Genomic DNA, 16,892 nt, shown 5'->3' on the forward strand with positions numbered 1-16,892 from the left:
CTACATAAAAATAATACAGTAATACCGACATAAATTAGGAGGTTTTACGTTATGCACAGGAAGATCATACCGGATATTGTTCAATTCCAAACTGCCTGCGCTCTCAGCCCGTCGGACTCGGCTCGCGCCGCCGCCGAATGCATGGCCGAGCGCAACGTCGCCGCTTCGGTGGTTCTTGAAGATGGCAATCTGGTCGGAATCGTCACCGAACGGGATCTTACCCGCAAGGTCGTCGCCACCGGCAATACCCCCGATGCAACCACTTTAGCCGAGATTATGACGCCCAACCCGGACACCTTGTCCCCGGATGATACAGCCTATAGCGCCTTGAGGCTCATGCAGACCCGTCACGTGCGCCACCTGCCGGTGGTTGACAACGGTCAGGTGGTCAGCATGGTGTCCATTCGTGACCTCTATGCCTCCATCACCGATGAATTGGAACACGACATCAAGGAAACCGAGGCCTTTGTGTTCGGCGACCGTTACGGTGCCTGACTCATTAGCTTAAGGGCTTCCCGCGCGGCGGAATCGAAGTCGGTTTCGCCACGCGCGACCCGGGCTAAAAGGTCTTCAAGAGCTCTGTCCCCGCTTTCCAGCAGGGCATCGGTCAGTCTTTGCCCGGCCAACGTGGCGACCAACTGCCTCGTGCGCCCTTGCGGGTCCAACCCGCGCGGATGCTCGGCCAGCCAACGGCCATGGGCGTCGATGGCTTGGGCCAATTCAGGGATGCCCTCTCCGGTGACCGCCGTGGTGATGATCACCGGCGGCGACCAGGCACCGCCTGTTGTCCCATTGGCCGTCATGGATACCATATCGCCCAGTTGCGCCGCCGAGGCCTGAGCCAGGGGCTGGTCCCCCTTGTTGACCACCAGGATATCGGCGATTTCCAGGATGCCCGCCTTGACCGCCTGAATGTCGTCACCCATGCCTGGCGCCACCACCACAATGCGGGTCTGGGCCAGCCCGGCAATCTCCACTTCCGACTGCCCGGCGCCGACGGTTTCCACCACCACCCGGTCGCGCCCCGCCGCGTCCATCACATCCACCACCCGCGCCGCGGTGCGTGACAGACCACCCACATGCCCCCGCGAGGCCAGGCTGCGCACGAACACGCCCGGGTCTCCGGCATGGTCGGACATGCGCACCCGGTCCCCGAGGATGGCGCCGCCGGTGAGGGGGCTGCTGGGATCCACGGCCACCACGCCGACGCTCAGATCCTGCTCCCGAAAGGCCGCCACCAGGGCCGAGACCAGGGTGGATTTCCCGGCCCCCGGCGACCCGGTCAAGCCAATCACCCGGGCACACCCGAGGCGCGGCTGGACCTCTGCCAGGACAGCCTGGGCATCGGCGGTTTCATTTTCCACGGCGGTGATGGCGCGGGCCAGGGCACCCCGGTTCCCTTCGGCCAGCTTAGGCAGCCAATCGAGACTCATGAAAGATTCTCCAATAGTTGGCGCAGGGCCTCGGCGCCGCCATCCTCGCTGTCTGGGTCAATGCTCGCCACCGGGACATCGGGTATATCGACCCTTTCGACGCCTACGAGGACGATGCCTCGGGCATCCTCTTGCAAGGCCACGTCGGCCAGCACCGTTGCCGCGGGTGCTTTGCCCAAATAGACCACTTCCATCCCCCCATCGCGCAAGGCCGAGGCCAAGGCCTGCAAAGCGGGGTCGTGATCGTCACGTCCGGCGAGAATCAGTTTCAAGGGGAGAGGGGGCATGGGGGACTCCGCTGCGGGTACAAGCCACCATTCTACTCGGCGCGAGGGGATGGTGAACAGAGAGGAGTTCTGTTATGGTGCGCCGCTTGACGGTCGTCGCGGAGAGTTTCGCTTAAGGCTTGATCAGTCTGGAATAGACCGCACGCTCACCACTCCGAAAGAAGAAAAATGACAGAATTCGAAGGCGTCGCCGAGACGCTGGGCCAGGCTTTGACGAAGCGTGGCTACACCCATTTGACCCCGGTACAAGAGGCCATGCTGCGTCCTGACCTGCTGGACTCCGATGCCTTGGTGTCTGCGCAGACCGGATCGGGCAAAACCGTCGCCTTTGGCATGGCCCTGGCGCGGACCCTGCTCAATGACAATGGCCGCTTTGCCTTCGCTCAGGCCCCTTTGGCCTTGGCCGTTGCGCCAACCCGCGAGCTGGCTTTGCAGGTCAAGCGGGAGCTGGAATGGCTGTTTGAAATGACCGGCGCCACCGTGGCTTCCTGTGTTGGCGGCATGGATATGCGCACCGAGCGCCGGGTCTTGGAGCGGGGAGCCCATATGGTCGTCGGCACTCCAGGACGTCTGCGCGATCACATCGAGCGCGGTTCCTTGGATACGGCGGGCCTGCGCGCCGTGGTGCTGGACGAAGCCGATGAGATGCTCGATCTGGGATTCCGCGACGACTTGGAATACATCCTCGACGCGGCACCCGCCGAGCGCCGGACCTTGATGTTTTCCGCCACCGTGCCCCGATCCATCGCCAATCTGGCTAAGCGCTACCAGCGCGACGCGGTGCGGGTCAGCACCGTGGCTGAGCAGTCGCAGCATCTCGATATAGATTATCGCGCTTTGACCGTGGCGCCCAATGATCGGGAAAACGCCATCATCAACCTGCTGCGCTTCTATGATGCCAAGAATGCCTTGGTGTTCTGTTCCACCCGGGCCACGGTCAATCATATGACCAGCCGCTTCGCCAATCGCGGTTTTTCCGTGGTAGCGCTATCCGGGGAACTGAGCCAGAACGAGCGCAGTCATGCCCTGCAGGCCATGCGCGACGCCCGGGCCCGGGTCTGTATCGCCACCGACGTGGCGGCACGGGGCATTGATCTGCCCGGCCTGGAGCTGGTCATCCATGCGGATCTGCCCAAAAATCGCGAGGGACTGCTGCATCGTAGCGGCCGTACCGGGCGGGCGGGGCGAAAGGGTGTCAGCGCGCTGATCGTGCCGCATAACTGGCGCTCGCGCACGGAACGCATGTTGCGCGCGGCCAATATCGAGGCCACCTGGGCCAACCCACCGTCGGTGGAGGATATTCAAGCCCGGGACCGCGAACGCATTCTCGCCGACCCCATGCTCACCGAAGCCCTCTCCGAGGACGAACAAGCCTTTGCCCAGGAGCTATTGGATCAGCATTCCCCCGAACAGGTTGCCGCCGCCTTTCTCCGCCTGCGCCGGGCCGAACAGCCGGCACCCGAGGAACTGCTGAATACCGCGCCGGTGGAGCGCCCCAAAAGGCAGCGTGACGACTTCAAGAACGGGGTGTGGATCTCCTTGTCCGTGGGCCGTGAGCATACCGCCGAGCCGCGCTGGCTGCTGCCCATGCTCTGTCGCGCCGGTCATGTGACCAAACACGAAATCGGCGCCATCCGCATTCATGCCAAGGAAACCCATGTGGAATTGGCGCCCGACAGCATCGAGCGATTCATGGAGGCCCTGGGACCGGGACAGAAAGTGGAAAAGACCATTTCCGTGACCCGGCTGGAAGGCATCCCGGAACCGCCGAAAGATGCCGGTCCGCGCAAGCCTTATGCCCGCAAGAAACCCTACGCGGATAAAAAGCCCTATGAGGGGCCGAAAACCGACGCTCATACGCCTCCCGAGAAACCCAAGGCGAAACCGGTCGAGGCACCCGCCAAGCCATCCCCCAAGCCAAAGCCGAATCCGAAATCCAACTCCTGGTCCAAGAAGATTGTTGATCAGGCGGACAAGCCTGTAGAAAAACCTAAACGCGACCCGTGGAAAAAGAAGCCGGAACGGGCCGCCAAGCCCGAGCGCCCGACCAAGACAGCGCCCAAGGCTAAACAGGCGCAGGCTGAAACGGACGCCAGGCCGACCGTGCGCGGCGTACCGCAACCGGGCTCGCGACCCAAGCTGGGGCTTAATTTCAAAGGCGGTGAAGCGAAATCGGATGGCCCCGGCGGCAAGCCACGGACCAAGCCAAAATCCAAGGCCAAGGGCAAACCCAAGGGCAAGAAAGACTTCAAGCCCAAGTTCCCCAAGGGGGGCAGAAAGCAACGCACACAGGATGACCCCGGGTCTCGGCCCTTGATGCGCAAGCGGGTGGCGAAGAAGGGGGGGTAGAGCCTTTCGCGTTTCATATGCCCCATTGTGATGGTCTCCGGTGAGTCGAACCGCCAGGAAAGATCCCGAAAGCGATGCGGCGCATCGGTGAGGGACTTTGACGCCGCGGGCGGCCACCGGAGGCCACCGGAGACCACCCTGCGGGCCGATCCTTTTGCCTAGATCACGTCGTGTTTGATCGGTTTCGATCAAACACGACGTGATCGATTCCAATAAGGTCGCGCGTGTCTAGCGGGTCCGATTGGACCCGACACGCGCTAAGGGGAGCGTCGCGACCCTTGACCGTAGCCCCGCTACGCCCTGCGCGCCGCTCCTGCCCCTAAGGCAAAATAATTCGGTCACAATGGGTCATATTATACGCGAAAGACTTTAGGCCGGCAGCTAGGAAAATCACCCAATCCATGCCCGCCAGGTTCGCCCCTTTCACCAGAAGGCGGCCCGTGATGGCGCGCGTAAAACCAAACGCCGCGACGGCTATCTTAGAGAGAGTTATTTATTTAAATAGATTCAAAATGGTGTATGAGTGACCCGTAGACCTGAATAACCTCAACGGTCGTTTTGGCATACGAAGGGAGACTCATGACCTGGTTTTCTCAATCCTGGCTGGGGCGTCATTGGCGTGGCGACCTTTCCCTTGGTGTCTCCTATTGGTTCAATGGGGTCGTGCTCACCTTTCTCTTTGCGATCGTCGTTGAAGGGCTGGCCGGCGTTCCGGAGCAATACGATCCTTTTTGGGGGTTGGTAACGATTGTCTTTATCTGGACCAGCGTGTCGGTATTGTCTGTCTGGCAATTGGTGGGGATTTGGCGGTCGGCCAGTCGGCACAAAGAGCGGGGTGGATCCGGATTTTGGGCGATCCTGGCGCAGGTAATGGTGGTCATCGGTGTCTTTAGGTCCGTCGTTCCCGTGGTAACGTCGGGCGTGCCGCAGATAGTGGAATCAATGGACATCCTCCTCGGTGACGAGGAAATGGGGGAGCACAGTTTCCGGGTTTTGAACGCCGGTACCGAAGTCGAGGTGAAGGGAGGGATTACTTTTGGCCTGACTGAAAAGCTGGAGGAGGTTGTGCGGGCCAACCCCAAGATCCGCGTTGTGCATTTATCCAGTCATGGCGGGCGCATTGGCGAGGCCATTCGACTTCGCAATTATATCCGGGCGGCAAAGCTGGATACGTATGTGGGGGCATCGTGTGAATCCGCTTGCACCATTGCTTTTTCCGGGGGCGTGACGCGATATCTGCATCGATGGACCGGGCAGCTCGGATTTCATCAAGCCTCTATCGTTGGTTTGGAAACCTCCGAATTCGATGAAACCAGCCAGGAAATTGTCGATGACGCGGTTGTTTCCGGTATTGACCGCGACTTCATGATGAAAGCCTACCATACACCGAATAGCTCCATGTGGTATCCAACGCACGAAGAAGTCATCAAGGCTCGCTTTGCGACGGAGTATTCCAATGGGCAATTCGCCTTGTCCGGTTACGAAGAATCGACCGCCACTGAAACAATCACGAAAAGCCTTCTGGATCTGCCATTGTATGTATTGATAAAGCAGGTGGATGAAGAAGCCTTTTCGGCCATTGTTGATACTTTCGCCGCGGGGATGATGAATGGCGAATCCGAGAAGGATGTATTAATCCTCATCAAGGCCATTGTTAGAAGCGTCACGGAAAAATACCTTTATCAGGCATCGGATCAAGCGATCTGGGAGGGTGGCCGCTACCTTCTAAATGTGATGAGTAAGATCGACGCCGTGGATCCGATCGCATGCCACTATTATATCTTCCCGGATGGTGAGCACTTCACGGATTTAAGAGACTATTTGTCCGAAGAGGAATTGCAGAGGGATCTTGAGATTTCCGAAATGGTCATTGCCTCCGCGCTTGATCTCGCGCACGCGGGCGTGGGGGAAGATGAGGTTTTGCCTTACCTCGAAGCCGTTTTCACAAAACTGAGTGAACGATTTGGCCAAGATTTTGTTGAAAAATACCAACAAGCGGAAAACGGCGGGGTTGTCGGAGAGGGGTGTCGTTTGTTCATTGAGCTCTATCGTGAGGTCTTAACGCTCCCCAAGGATAAAGCGGTAAAAACCCTTCGGTACATGTTTGAACCGGGCGTTTCCTGACGATCAAACACGACGTGATCAAGACGCATGGTCAGCCCGGATAGTCGTAGGTCACGATATCCTTGGCCCGGCGGCAGATCTCGCGGCCATAATCGGTCCATTGCCCCTGGCCCCAGTAGCGGTAGCAACTGGTCTGGCTGCTCATCAGGTGGAACAGGGCCTTGCGGTAGCGGTTCTCGTTGGTGGGCATGTTGTTGGCCAGCACCCGTTCGTTAAAGGCGCTGCTGGCTTCTTCCATGGGGCCGAGCACGTTGTCATAGCCCTGCACCCAGGACAGGTCATTGGTCCAGGAGCCACCATCCATGTGGAAGCGGTGGTCCTCTTTCTTACACTCCTCGATCACCTGGGCCAGCTTGTCCGGGCCGTCGCCGGGCTTCATGCGCTCCCAGATCATGTTCTGGAACACCGGTTGCAGGGCGGGCAGATCGGCCTCGCCGATGCCGATGGAGGCCAGGTACTCGATATATTCCGAGGCATTGACCATGGGTGTCTGGGAACCCGAGGCCTCGCGGGCCACGTCCATGAACTTGCCGGGGAATTCATTCATCATCACGCCGCCATTCTCGCCGTCGGCGATTTGAGTGACGATGGGCGGCACCGACTGCCCGGCCAGCTCCCAGCGGTCCAGGCTCAGGGCCTCGTAATAGGGCTGCATCTGCGCCACCAGCTTGGTGTCCGAGCCCTGGGTCTTGATCACCGCGATGATGCTCGCCGTCTCGCCTTTCGAATTGGTGCAGACCAGGCGGTGGGGCAGGTGCTTGAGTTCCGGGCCCCAACCATTGTCCGGTTGTTGGACGGAATGCTCCTGCACCAAAACCCATTGATAGCCGCAGTCCTTCAGGGTCTTGACGAATTCATAGGCCACGTCGGGATGGTTGGGCAGGGCCATCTCCGAGGGCGAGAAGCCGCGCAAACGTTTCAGGGCATCCAAGCCGAATAGGGCGGCGAAATGGTGCTGGAAGGCCTTCACATGCAGACGGAAATCCTGCACCGGGGTCGACGGCGCCACCGCGTGTCCCCAGGGCATGCCCAGCCACTCGACACAACGGGCATAGTCCGGATTGACGGTGATATTCTTCAGCGCGTCCAATACGTCATGGGCGCCCATCTGCCGCAGGCCATGGAAAAGGGTGCCGGAATACTCCAGCATCACGCGCGGATTATGGCCCTCGCCGACCAGTTGCGGGATAAACTCGCCGATGCGTTTGTAGCACCACTGGAAGCCGGGGGCGTTGTGGTTGTCGCCGATGTCTTGATGCCACATCATGTCTTGCAGGTTGCCGATGATCTCGGCGGTTTGCAGGTCGCCACCGCCCGCCGGGATCAACGGCTGATGCATGTGCAGGGCATTGGCACAGCAGGATTTGGCGGCACCGAAATCAATATGGCTATGGGGAAGGAACAGTTGTTCGTCGCGGCTGTCGGCGATGACCTTGTCGATCAGATCTTCACGACCGGCGATGTTGGGCAGACCATCCACATATTCGGGCAGGGTATCCATGGGACTCGATCCTTCGTGAGGCTACTTATGGCGGATGTACTGATAAACGTCGACATAATGACCGGCAGGGCCGCTCCAGGATAGATCCTGTTTCATGCCGTTTTCGATCATCCAGCGAAAGGCCCTGGGATGATGGTTCCACAGGGCGATGGCCCGGTTCAAGGCCGATTCAATGCCCGGCAGGTCGGCATTGTGGAATGTATAACCGTTTCGGTCGTCCTGAGGAATATCCGAGTAATCCCAGTCGAACACCGTGTCGGCCAACCCGCCCACCGCGCGCACGATGGGCACAGTGCCATAACGCAGGGCAATCATCTGGGTCAGGCCGCAGGGCTCGAACACGCTGGGCACCACCATCATGTCGGCTCCGGCATAGATCAGGTGTGCCGCTTCCTCGTCGAAGGCGAGCTCCATATGGCAGTCTTCGTTGTCGTTGAATTGCCATTTCAGCTGCTCGAACTCTTTCTGGATGGCCGGGTCGGGACTCGATCCAAGCAGCACGAATTGCGCCCCGTGGGCCAGGGAGTGGTAAAGGGCATGGCGGATCAGCGGCAGGCCTTTCTGGGCGTCCAGTCTGCCGACGAAGGCGACAATGGGGCGATAGCTTTCCTGCAACAGGAAGCGTTGCCGCAGGGCCTTCTTGTTACCGTACTTGCCGTCCACGTCGCGGCTGTCATAGGGGCAATGGATCAAAGGATCGGCGGCCGGATTCCACATGTCGTAGTCGAGACCGTTGAGGATGCCGCCGAAGCGATCCTGGTGGATATGCAGCACCTGCCCCAGACCGAAACTCTGGTCCGTATGGCGCACTTCCCAGGCGTGGTTGGGCGACACGGTGGCAGTGAAGTTGGCGTAGACAATGCCGCCCTTAAGGAAATTGATGAAGGCGGGATTGATATCGCCCATACGCTGAGGATCGAAATAGTATTCGGGTCGTCCCAGCCCGGTGGCATGCAGGATTCCGGCGTCTTCGGTACCTTGGTGCTTGAAGTTGTGGATGGTCAGGCAGACCCGCAGCTTATCCAGGCCATTGTGGGCATAGACCTCATACAGCAGCACCGGTACCAGGGCCGTCTGCCAGTCATGCACATGCAAGACGTCCGGGCGACGACCGCTTTGCAACAGAAATTCCAGCACCGCCTTGGAGAAAAACGCCCAGCGATAGGGCTCGTCGTCAAAGCCGTAAAAGGCGCCGCGGAAGAAGAAGTTCTCGTCCGAATGGGGCTCGATAAACAGGCAGTCCCGTCCGTGAACGCTTCCGGCCAGCACCGAGCAATGGATCGCGCCTTCGTACCAGGGCACCCAGAGCTCTTCCATCTCCATGCGCAAGTCGTCGATATGGTCGGTGCGCAGGCAGTCATACTTGGGCAGGATGATTTCGACGTTGTGGCCTTGGGATTGTAGGGCGCCAGAAAGGCCGTAAACCACATCGGCCAGCCCGCCGACCTTGGCAATAGGCGCGCATTCCGACGCCGCCATGACGATGTCGAGTACCGGCTTGCTTTTCGGCTTCGGGACAGCCTTTTTCCTGGGCGCGGGCTTCTTCTTTGGCGGGGGGGCGGCCTTTGCCGTGCGCTTGGCTTTGACCGGGACCTTGGGCGCGGCCTTCTTGCGAGGGGACGGAGCCTTGGTCATGATCTCAGTCGGACCCCATTAGTGCCTGCGCCCGGGCCAGATGAACCAGGGATTCTTCCAGGTCCGCCTCGCAGCGATCCACCCAGGCTTCGCCCCAGTAGACGTTGCAGCTGGTTTCAGCCCGCAACAGCCGCCACATGGATTCTTCCAGTTCGTGATGCAAGGCGGGATCGTGCAGGCCTTGTTCATAGGCGGTCCAGCGGGCGTCATGGACACTCTTGCTGATGTCCGGCAGCCGCGCCAGGGCGGCTTTTTGCAGGTCCGATCCGGTCCATTGGGTAAAGCCATGACCATGATGCCAGCCGGTGTTCCAGGCGCCGGTGCCGACGGTCACTTCGCCGAAAGTACCGAAGCGGTCGAGATAGTCATCGATGAAGGTCGGGCGGATGGGGCCGGTATCATCGCGGGCGGCGGTGAGCAGTGGTTCATAGAAAGCGCCCCAGAAATTGGACTGCCAATTGGTATTGCGGAACCAACCGCCGTTGTCGCCATCGGTGCAGGTGGTGACCAAGGGCTCGAAATCGCACCAACGGGTACGCTCGACCAGTTCGTTTTCGAACCAGCCGAAGTCCATGCCCGATTCCTGGGCGTCGGACAGTTCCCGGTCGCGCACCACGACGACGATCTCGTCGCCTTCATGGCGGGCGATATGGGGGCGATAGCGCAAATCCTGCCATTCCATGGACCCGTTGGCCGGCGCCACGTGATCGCTGTCCACCAGTACATAGCGATAGCCGAGACTCTTCAGCAGCGGAATCAGCTCCATGGAGAAGCCCATCTCCGGCGGCCAGAAACCGTTAAAGCCGTCACGCCAGAACAGGTGGCTGGCCAGGCCCTTCCACCGTTCAAGATGTTCCTTGCGGTCCGATTGAGGAATCAGCGGCAGAACCGGGTGATAAAAACCGGTGCCGAGGATATTGATGATCTTGTCGTTCTGTAGATGCCAGAGCAGAGCGCCGCAATCGACGGTCCCATAGACCCGTTCCTGAAATGCATTGTTGGACAAGGTTTCCAGCAAGGTGCCGGACATGGAAAGGTGCACCCGGCCAAGGTCTTCCCAGCCCCACAGGGCGCGCGGGATGCGGTCCATGGCGAACAGGATTTCGCGGGCTTCCCAGTTGGCTTCGTCCAACAGGTTTTCAAGGTTGCCGGACGGCTGGTGCAGATTGAGCACCAACGCGTGGTGTATGGCGGTCATGGCTCCCCCTTTAAGTTCCCCGGATCCGTGACGACAGGGAATACTGGCACGATTCCATCTGTTAGGACATTACATAATTTTCGGTGGCGGGGATGCTGTCATGAAAAACTCATCCACCGGTGCCAAGGGTTTTCCGTTCTCGGCTGGACGGCGATACCCCGGATAGCTTATAACAGCAAATCCTAATCAAGGCCGTTCGAAAGGCCTGACCCATTTCGTATCTCTCACAGGGGAGGAGATCCAAAGCATGTTGAAGGGTAAAGTACTGGTCGCCCAAGGTGGCGGCCCGACCGCAGTGATCAATCAGTCCATGGTTGGCGTTGTGCAAGAAGCCCGCAAAATCCCGTCCGTTGAGCGCGTCTATGGCGCCCTGCATGGGGTGAGCGGCATTGTTAACGAGAACTTCGTCGATCTGACTCAGGAAACCGACGCCAATCTGGAAATGGTTGCCGCGACCCCGTCCTCCGCGCTGGGCTCGACCCGCGACAAGCCGGACCTGGAGTACTGCAAGAACATCTTCAAGGTCTGCCAGGCGCACGGCATCGAGTCGTTCTTCTATTGCGGCGGCAATGACAGTTCCGACACCTGCCGGATCGTTGCCGAGGAAGCCGAGAAGGTGAACTACAACCTGCGCTGCGTCCATGTGCCGAAGACCATCGACAATGACCTGGTGATCAACGACCATACCCCGGGCTTCCCGTCGGCGGCGCGCTACGTGGCCTCGGCCTTCGCCGGTCTGAACCTGGACAACAAGGCGCTGCCGGGTGTTTTCCTGGGCATCGTCATGGGCCGCCACGCGGGCTTCATGACCGCCGCTGCCGCCGGTCTGACTCAGAACTCCGCCGATGGGCCTCACCTGATCTACCTGCCGGAGCGTACCTTCGACATGGATAGTTTCGTCACCGACGTGAAGACCACCTACGACAAGTATGGTCGTTGCGTGATCGCCGTGTCCGAAGGCATCCACGACGCTTCGGGAAACCCGATCATCACTCAGTTGATGAGCGAAATCGAAAAGGATGCCCACGGCAACGTGCAACTGTCCGGCACCGGCGCTTTGGGCGACCTGCTGTCCGACGCGGTGAAGGAAAAGACCGGCATCAAGCGTGTGCGCGCCGATACCCTGGGCTACATGCAGCGCTCGTTCCTGGGCTGTGTGTCCGATGTGGATCAGCGCGAAGCCCGTCAGGTTGGCCAGCGGGCGGTGAACTTCGCCCACTACCTGGACAAGAGCGGCACTGTGACCATCCGCCGTGTTGGCGAATATCGAGTCGACTTCGTTCTCGACAAGCTCACCGACGTGGCCGCCAAGACCAAGGTCATGCCCGATGAGTTCATCAATGCCGCCGGGAATGGCGTCACCGAGGACTTCATGCGCTATATCAAGCCGCTGTTGGGCTCCGACATCACGCCGGTAGCCTATTTGTCCGACCAGAACAAGGTCGACAAGATCATCGGCTAAGCGTTTGCTTGCCCGTTACCGACGCCCCGTCCCCAATCAGGGGGCGGGGCGTCGTGCGTTGCAGGACTTGATTTCACCGCTGCCCTGTGGTCTATGCGCGGAGCAATTCCTTAAGGAGACCCGGGTATGAACAGCGACAGCCGCAACGGCAATGGCCATCAGCATCTGGTGCTGCGCCTGTCCTGCGAGAACAAGGTCGGCATTGTCGCCGCTGTGGCCAAGTTGATCGCCGACGTGGAAGGCAATATCCTCGACTCCTCGCAGTTCGATGACCGCTCCACCGGCAAGTTCTTCATGCGTACCGAGTTCGAGTTGGTCGGCGAGCAGGGCCTGCCCGCTTTCCAGAACCGCTTCGCCCGCGACGTGGCCAAGCCGTTCGATATGTTTTGGTCGCTGCACGACAAGGGGGAGAAGGTTCGGGCCCTGGTGCTGGTCTCCAAGGGCGACCATTGCCTGGAAGATCTGCTCTATCGCAGCGGCAAGGGGACCCTGCCCATCGAGGTGACGGCGGTGGCATCGAACCATCAGTCCCTGCGCCCCAACGCCCAATCCCGGGGTATCCCTTTTCATTATCTGCCCATCGTCGATGGCGACAAGGCGGCCCAGGAAGCGCAGGTTCTCGGCCTGATGAAGGAAACGGGCGCGGAACTATTGATCCTGGCGCGCTACATGCAAATTCTGTCGCCGGAGCTCTGCCGTCAGCTGCGCGGGCGGGCGATCAATATCCATCATTCCTTTTTGCCCGGTTTCAAGGGCGCCAAGCCCTATCACCGGGCCCATGATCGCGGCGTCAAGCTGATCGGTGCCACGGCCCATTATGTCACCGAGGATCTGGATGAAGGTCCGATCATCGAACAGGCCGTCGAACCGGTGAGCCATCGCGACTATCCCGAGGACCTGATCGCCCTGGGCCGCGACATCGAAAGCAAGGTATTGTCCCGGGCCGTGCGCCTGCATGCGGAACATCGGGTTTTCCTCAACGGCATCAAGACCGTGGTTCTGTAGCGCCCTCCTTCGAATTATTGCGATGCGGCGAAGGCGGGGGCATACTGCGCCCATGCGATTCGCCCCACTCATAAGCCTGATGGCTCTGTTGCTGCTCGGTGCCTGTGGCACCGTCGATATGGAGCCCAGCCGCTCGTCGCGCGGCCCCTCCGCCGCCCAGGCCGGAAGCGCGGGCTTTTTCCATGCCACCGAGGTCAAGGTGGCGCGCGGCGATACGGTCTATGCCATCTCGCGCCGTCACAAGGTCCCCATGCGGGCGATCATCGATGCCAACAAACTCAAGCCGCCCTATGCTCTGCGCATCGGCCAGTGGCTGAAGCTGCCCCGGGTGGCGGTGCATACGGTGGTGCGCGGCGATACCCTGGGCCGCATTGCCCGGCAGTACAACGCCGAGCTGGCCACCGTGGCCCGGCTCAACGGTTTGAGGTCGCCCTATGTGATCTATCCCGGTCAACGGCTGGCCCTGCCCGGCGGCAGTGCCATGCCGCAGGTGGCCGCGCAGCCCGTCCGGAAAACCGCCAAGCCCACCACCTCCCGTACCAGCCGCGAGCCGAGTATCCGCAAGGCCCCGGTGGCGCGACCCCAGCCCGGGCAAAAGGTCACCATCACCAAGCGTGCCCCCAGCGCCCCCAAGGCGGTCACCGCGGCCCCGCCCCGGCGCTCGGGCAATTTCGTCTGGCCGGTGCGAGGGCAGTTGCTGTCGGGCTTCGGCACCAAGGGCAAGGGTCTGCACAATGACGGTATCAATATCTCCGCCAAGCGTGGCGCCCCGGTCAAGGCGGCGGAAAACGGCGTGGTGGTCTATGCGGGCAACGAGCTCAAGGGCTTTGGCAACCTTTTGCTGATCAAGCATGCCAAGGGCTGGGTCACCGCCTATGCCCACAATCAGGATCTGCTGGTCAAGCGCGGCGAAAAGGTCAAGAAAGGCCAGCGCATCGCTCGCGTCGGCTCGTCCGGCGGCGTCACCCAGCCGCAACTGCACTTCGAACTGCGCAAAGGCAAAACGGCCATCGATCCATTGAAGTATCTGCCCCGGGCGGTGGCGAAGCGCGGTCACCCTTCGGCAGGGACCGGGTGAAATCAGAGCCGAGATCCTGCACTCGGTTCATTGCGATCCCAACCGGCGGGAATTCTTCGACATGATCCGTTCCGTGCCCGCACTCGCCCGTGCCGCCCGTAGATCCGGGCATGGATTGCCCCATGGCTGTCGGGACATCGCCCTACCAGCGAATTCTGACCTTTTCGACCCGGCGGCCATCGGCCTTTTCGATGATGAATTCATAGCCTTGGTAGTTCAAATGACTCCCCTGGTCGGGGATCTCGCCGGTGATCTGGAGCAACAAGCCCGCCAGGGACTCGTAATCACCTTCGGGGAGGGTGACGGCGGCTTCATCGGCCAAGGTCGGCAGAGGGATCCGGGCATCGACGAGCACTTCCTTTTCGCCGATCCGCCGGATCAACGGGGTTTCGGTGTCATATTCGTCTTCCAGTTCACCGACCACCTCTTCGAGGATATCCTCGACCGAGACAATGCCTTCAGCCCCGCCGAATTCATCGACCACCACCGCGATAACGTCGCCTTCGCGGCGGAACGAAAGCAATAGGTCTTCGATGCTTTTGGTCTTGGGCACGTAGCGCACGCTGCGGATGAAAGGGGTAATCGATTGATCCGCTTCTTCGCAGAGCAGTTCAAGGGCATTGAGGCATCCGGTCACCCTGTCGATCCGTTCGTCATAGACCGGCAGGCGCTTATGCGCCGTGTCGATGGCCAGACGCCGAGCATCGCCGCAACTCGCGCCGCATTCGATGGCCGCGACTTCGATCAGCGGCATCATGACATCGCCAACCGTGGTCTCGCCGAAATTAAAAACCCGGCGGATCATGTTTTTCTCATCGGGCAGAATATCGCCTTCCGCGGCAGACATCTCCATCATGGTGACGATCTCTTCGCGCAGGGTAAATGGGTTGAGCGTCTTGCCGCCACCCAAGACCCGGGCCACAATCTTGGTCACACCGGTGAATACCAAAAGCAGCGGGTAAAACAGATATGATGCCGCGCGCAGCACAAAAATGGCGCGCGGCGTAATGGCATCGGCGCGTTGCTGAAAGATGCTTTTGGCGACGATCTCACCAAAGATCCAGATCAAGGGTGCGACGATGACGATCGCAAGCCAGCTATAACGCTCGCCGACCATATCAATGACCAGGGCCGTGGCGATTGTGGTATTGGAGACCACGGCGATATTGGTGCCCACGAGGGTGGTGGAAAGCAACCACTCAGGTTTCTTGAGCATCTCCAGCGCCAATTGAGCGCCGCGCGAGCCTTGGGCGGCTTCGTGGCGAAGCTTCATGCGATCAGCGCTAATGATGCCGATCTCGGAGCCTGAAAAGAAGGCTTCCAACGCCAGACAAAGAATCATGGTCAGGATGCCGGGGAGGAGTTCCATGGCTCAGGCCTCCTTTTCACTGGTAGCGTCGGCAAGAACTTCGACATTGTCGGGTTCGCTGGTGGCGTCGGCAAAAGCTTCGATATTGTCGGGATCGAGGGGCGTGATCATCGCTTCGATTTCGGCGATGCGTTGGTGGGAGACCGCCAGGATTTTGAACTCACAGGTCCCCAAGGTCATGCGTGCGCCGACCTTGGGAAGTTCACCAAAGGCATTGAACAACAGACCGCCGACGGTCTCGACACGGCTATCTTGAAGCTGCAGGCCAGTCAAACGATCAAATAGGTGCAGGGTCATGGTTCCATCCACGCGGTAGTGGTTGGTTCCAAGCTGCTTGAAACCCATCTCGCGCTCTTTGAGTATTTCCGACCGGCTGGGGATTTCGCCGAAAATACATTCCAGCAGGTCTTCCATGGTGACCATGCCGGTCACGCCGCCATATTCATCGACGGTGAGAGCCACCGATAGCTTACGCAGCCGGAAGGTATGGAACAGGTCGGCGGCGAGGCGGGAGTCGGGCACGAGATAGGGCGTGCGCAGAAAAGGGGCGAGGTTTTCCGCATTCAAGGGCTCGGGGTAATGGTCCAACTCGACCTCCAACAGGTCGCGGGTAAACAGCATGCCAAGCACGGTCTCGCGGTCATGGGCATAGACCGGAACCTTGGTATGGCCGGTGCGGGTCAATTCGGCGGCCATCTCGGCTAGAGTAAGGGATTGGTCCAGGGTAAACAGGCGCGAGCGCGGAGTCATGATTTCGCGCAGGGCCTTGTCTCCGAAATCAAAGATCTGATTGATGAACTTGGCTTCTTGATGGTCCAGCGCGCCTTCGCCAACCGCCTCGCGGGCCAAGGAACGTACCATGTCCTCGGTCAGAAGGTTAGCCCGCGAGCGCTCGCTGCCGACGACCATGGTGATGAAATAGTCCGCGATGTGACGAACCACCCAGCGCAACGGCGTAATCATCTTGGCGAAAAACTCGATGGGACGACACTGGGCCGTGGCAAAGGCCATATTGTTGCGAATAGCCAGGGTCTTGGGGGTAATCTCCCCCACCACCAGCAGGATCGGCACCATGACGATAAGGTTGATCCACTTGCTTTCAGGCCCGAACAGGGCGATCACCACCGAAGCCGAAATCACGGAGGCCGCGACATTGACGAGTTCGTTGCCGATCAGAATGGTGACGATTAGGCGTCGGGGTTGGTTGAGCAGGTGTCGGATCAGGGTAATCTTGGGATTCCCCTCGCGCTCCATCTGCTCGAGTTTGACCCGGTCCAGGGAGAACAGGCTGGTTTCGGAACTTGAGAAAAACGCCGAGAGTCCCATCAACAGAATGAAAGCTGTAACTTGGAGCCAAAGTAGGTAATCCCATGCCATTATTCTTACTTATCCTTTCAATTGACCCGTCTAACCTAATAAATCCAGGTCTCACCACATTCCGTTTGGCCGAA

Annotated in this window: 13 protein-coding genes; 6 read left to right on the forward strand and 7 right to left on the reverse strand. The window is 59.8% G+C overall.

The annotated features are described in order from the left end of the window. The first annotated feature begins 51 nt into the window (after positions 1-51). Positions 52-495: a cyclic nucleotide-binding/CBS domain-containing protein gene (locus tag MGMAQ_RS05160; protein WP_046020699.1), complete on the forward strand. Its 444-nt coding sequence runs from the start codon at positions 52-54 to the stop codon at positions 493-495. Here the strand turns inward: MGMAQ_RS05160 and meaB are convergent. Together meaB and MGMAQ_RS05170 are read right to left on the reverse strand one after the other, a co-directional pair. Next, complete coding sequence (meaB, locus tag MGMAQ_RS05165; protein WP_046020700.1) at positions 483-1,433, reverse strand: methylmalonyl Co-A mutase-associated GTPase MeaB; 951 nt, start codon at positions 1,431-1,433, stop codon at positions 483-485. The genes MGMAQ_RS05160 and meaB overlap by 13 nt on opposite strands. Continuing rightward, entirely contained in the window at positions 1,430-1,720 is a 291-nt protein-coding gene (locus tag MGMAQ_RS05170; protein ID WP_046020701.1) for a hypothetical protein, read from the reverse strand. Before MGMAQ_RS05170 ends, meaB begins: the two co-directional genes overlap by 4 nt. A 168-nt stretch (positions 1,721-1,888) precedes the next feature. Here MGMAQ_RS05170 and MGMAQ_RS05175 point away from each other — a divergent pair, with 168 nt between their 5' ends. Both MGMAQ_RS05175 and MGMAQ_RS05180 read left to right on the forward strand, forming a co-directional pair. Beyond that, complete coding sequence (locus MGMAQ_RS05175) at positions 1,889-4,069, forward strand: DEAD/DEAH box helicase (RefSeq protein ID WP_052716142.1); 2,181 nt, start codon at positions 1,889-1,891, stop codon at positions 4,067-4,069. Positions 4,070-4,648: 579 nt separating this feature from the next. Beyond that, the gene (locus tag MGMAQ_RS05180; protein ID WP_046020702.1) at positions 4,649-6,193 is read left to right on the forward strand and encodes a hypothetical protein; all 1,545 of its coding nucleotides are present in this window, start codon (positions 4,649-4,651) and stop codon (positions 6,191-6,193) included. Between the two features lie 31 nt (positions 6,194-6,224). Here MGMAQ_RS05180 and MGMAQ_RS05185 read toward each other — a convergent pair whose 3' ends face one another. Genes MGMAQ_RS05185 through MGMAQ_RS05195 form a run of 3 tightly spaced genes read right to left on the reverse strand, consistent with a single transcriptional unit; the run spans position 6,225 to position 10,527 of the window. Then, positions 6,225-7,694 (reverse strand): glycosyl hydrolase family 57, encoded by a 1,470-nt coding sequence (locus MGMAQ_RS05185; RefSeq protein ID WP_046020703.1) that lies wholly within the window; start codon positions 7,692-7,694, stop codon positions 6,225-6,227. 21 nt (positions 7,695-7,715) lie between these two features. Further along, the gene (locus tag MGMAQ_RS05190) at positions 7,716-9,329 is read right to left on the reverse strand and encodes a glycogen synthase (RefSeq protein WP_198409161.1); all 1,614 of its coding nucleotides are present in this window, start codon (positions 9,327-9,329) and stop codon (positions 7,716-7,718) included. Between the two features lie 4 nt (positions 9,330-9,333). Then, positions 9,334-10,527 carry a glycoside hydrolase family 57 gene (locus tag MGMAQ_RS05195; protein ID WP_046020704.1) on the reverse strand — a complete coding sequence of 398 codons (1,194 nt, stop codon included), beginning with the start codon at positions 10,525-10,527 and terminating at the stop codon, positions 9,334-9,336. A 247-nt stretch (positions 10,528-10,774) separates the two neighbouring features. On the opposite strand from MGMAQ_RS05195, the gene MGMAQ_RS05200 reads away from it, so the two are divergent. The 3 genes from MGMAQ_RS05200 (at position 10,775) to MGMAQ_RS05210 (ending at position 14,072) form a co-directional block, all read left to right on the forward strand. After that, positions 10,775-11,989, forward strand: coding sequence for a 6-phosphofructokinase (locus MGMAQ_RS05200; RefSeq protein ID WP_046020705.1), 1,215 nt, complete (start codon positions 10,775-10,777; stop codon positions 11,987-11,989). A gap of 126 nt (positions 11,990-12,115) precedes the next feature. Continuing rightward, on the forward strand, positions 12,116-12,994 hold the full coding sequence (gene purU / locus MGMAQ_RS05205; RefSeq protein ID WP_046020706.1) for a formyltetrahydrofolate deformylase: 879 nt from the start codon (positions 12,116-12,118) through the stop codon (positions 12,992-12,994). A gap of 52 nt (positions 12,995-13,046) precedes the next feature. Beyond that, positions 13,047-14,072: a M23 family metallopeptidase gene (locus tag MGMAQ_RS05210; protein WP_052716143.1), complete on the forward strand. Its 1,026-nt coding sequence runs from the start codon at positions 13,047-13,049 to the stop codon at positions 14,070-14,072. A gap of 142 nt (positions 14,073-14,214) precedes the next feature. Here MGMAQ_RS05210 and MGMAQ_RS05215 read toward each other — a convergent pair whose 3' ends face one another. Both MGMAQ_RS05215 and MGMAQ_RS05220 read right to left on the reverse strand, forming a co-directional pair. Then, complete coding sequence (locus MGMAQ_RS05215; RefSeq protein ID WP_046020708.1) at positions 14,215-15,441, reverse strand: hemolysin family protein; 1,227 nt, start codon at positions 15,439-15,441, stop codon at positions 14,215-14,217. A 3-nt stretch (positions 15,442-15,444) separates the two neighbouring features. Next, on the reverse strand, positions 15,445-16,818 hold the full coding sequence (locus MGMAQ_RS05220) for a hemolysin family protein (protein ID WP_046020709.1): 1,374 nt from the start codon (positions 16,816-16,818) through the stop codon (positions 15,445-15,447). Positions 16,819-16,892 lie beyond the last annotated feature (74 nt).

It is taken from the genome of Magnetospira sp. QH-2 (assembly GCF_000968135.1).
Lineage (GTDB): Bacteria > Pseudomonadota > Alphaproteobacteria > Rhodospirillales > Magnetospiraceae > Magnetospira.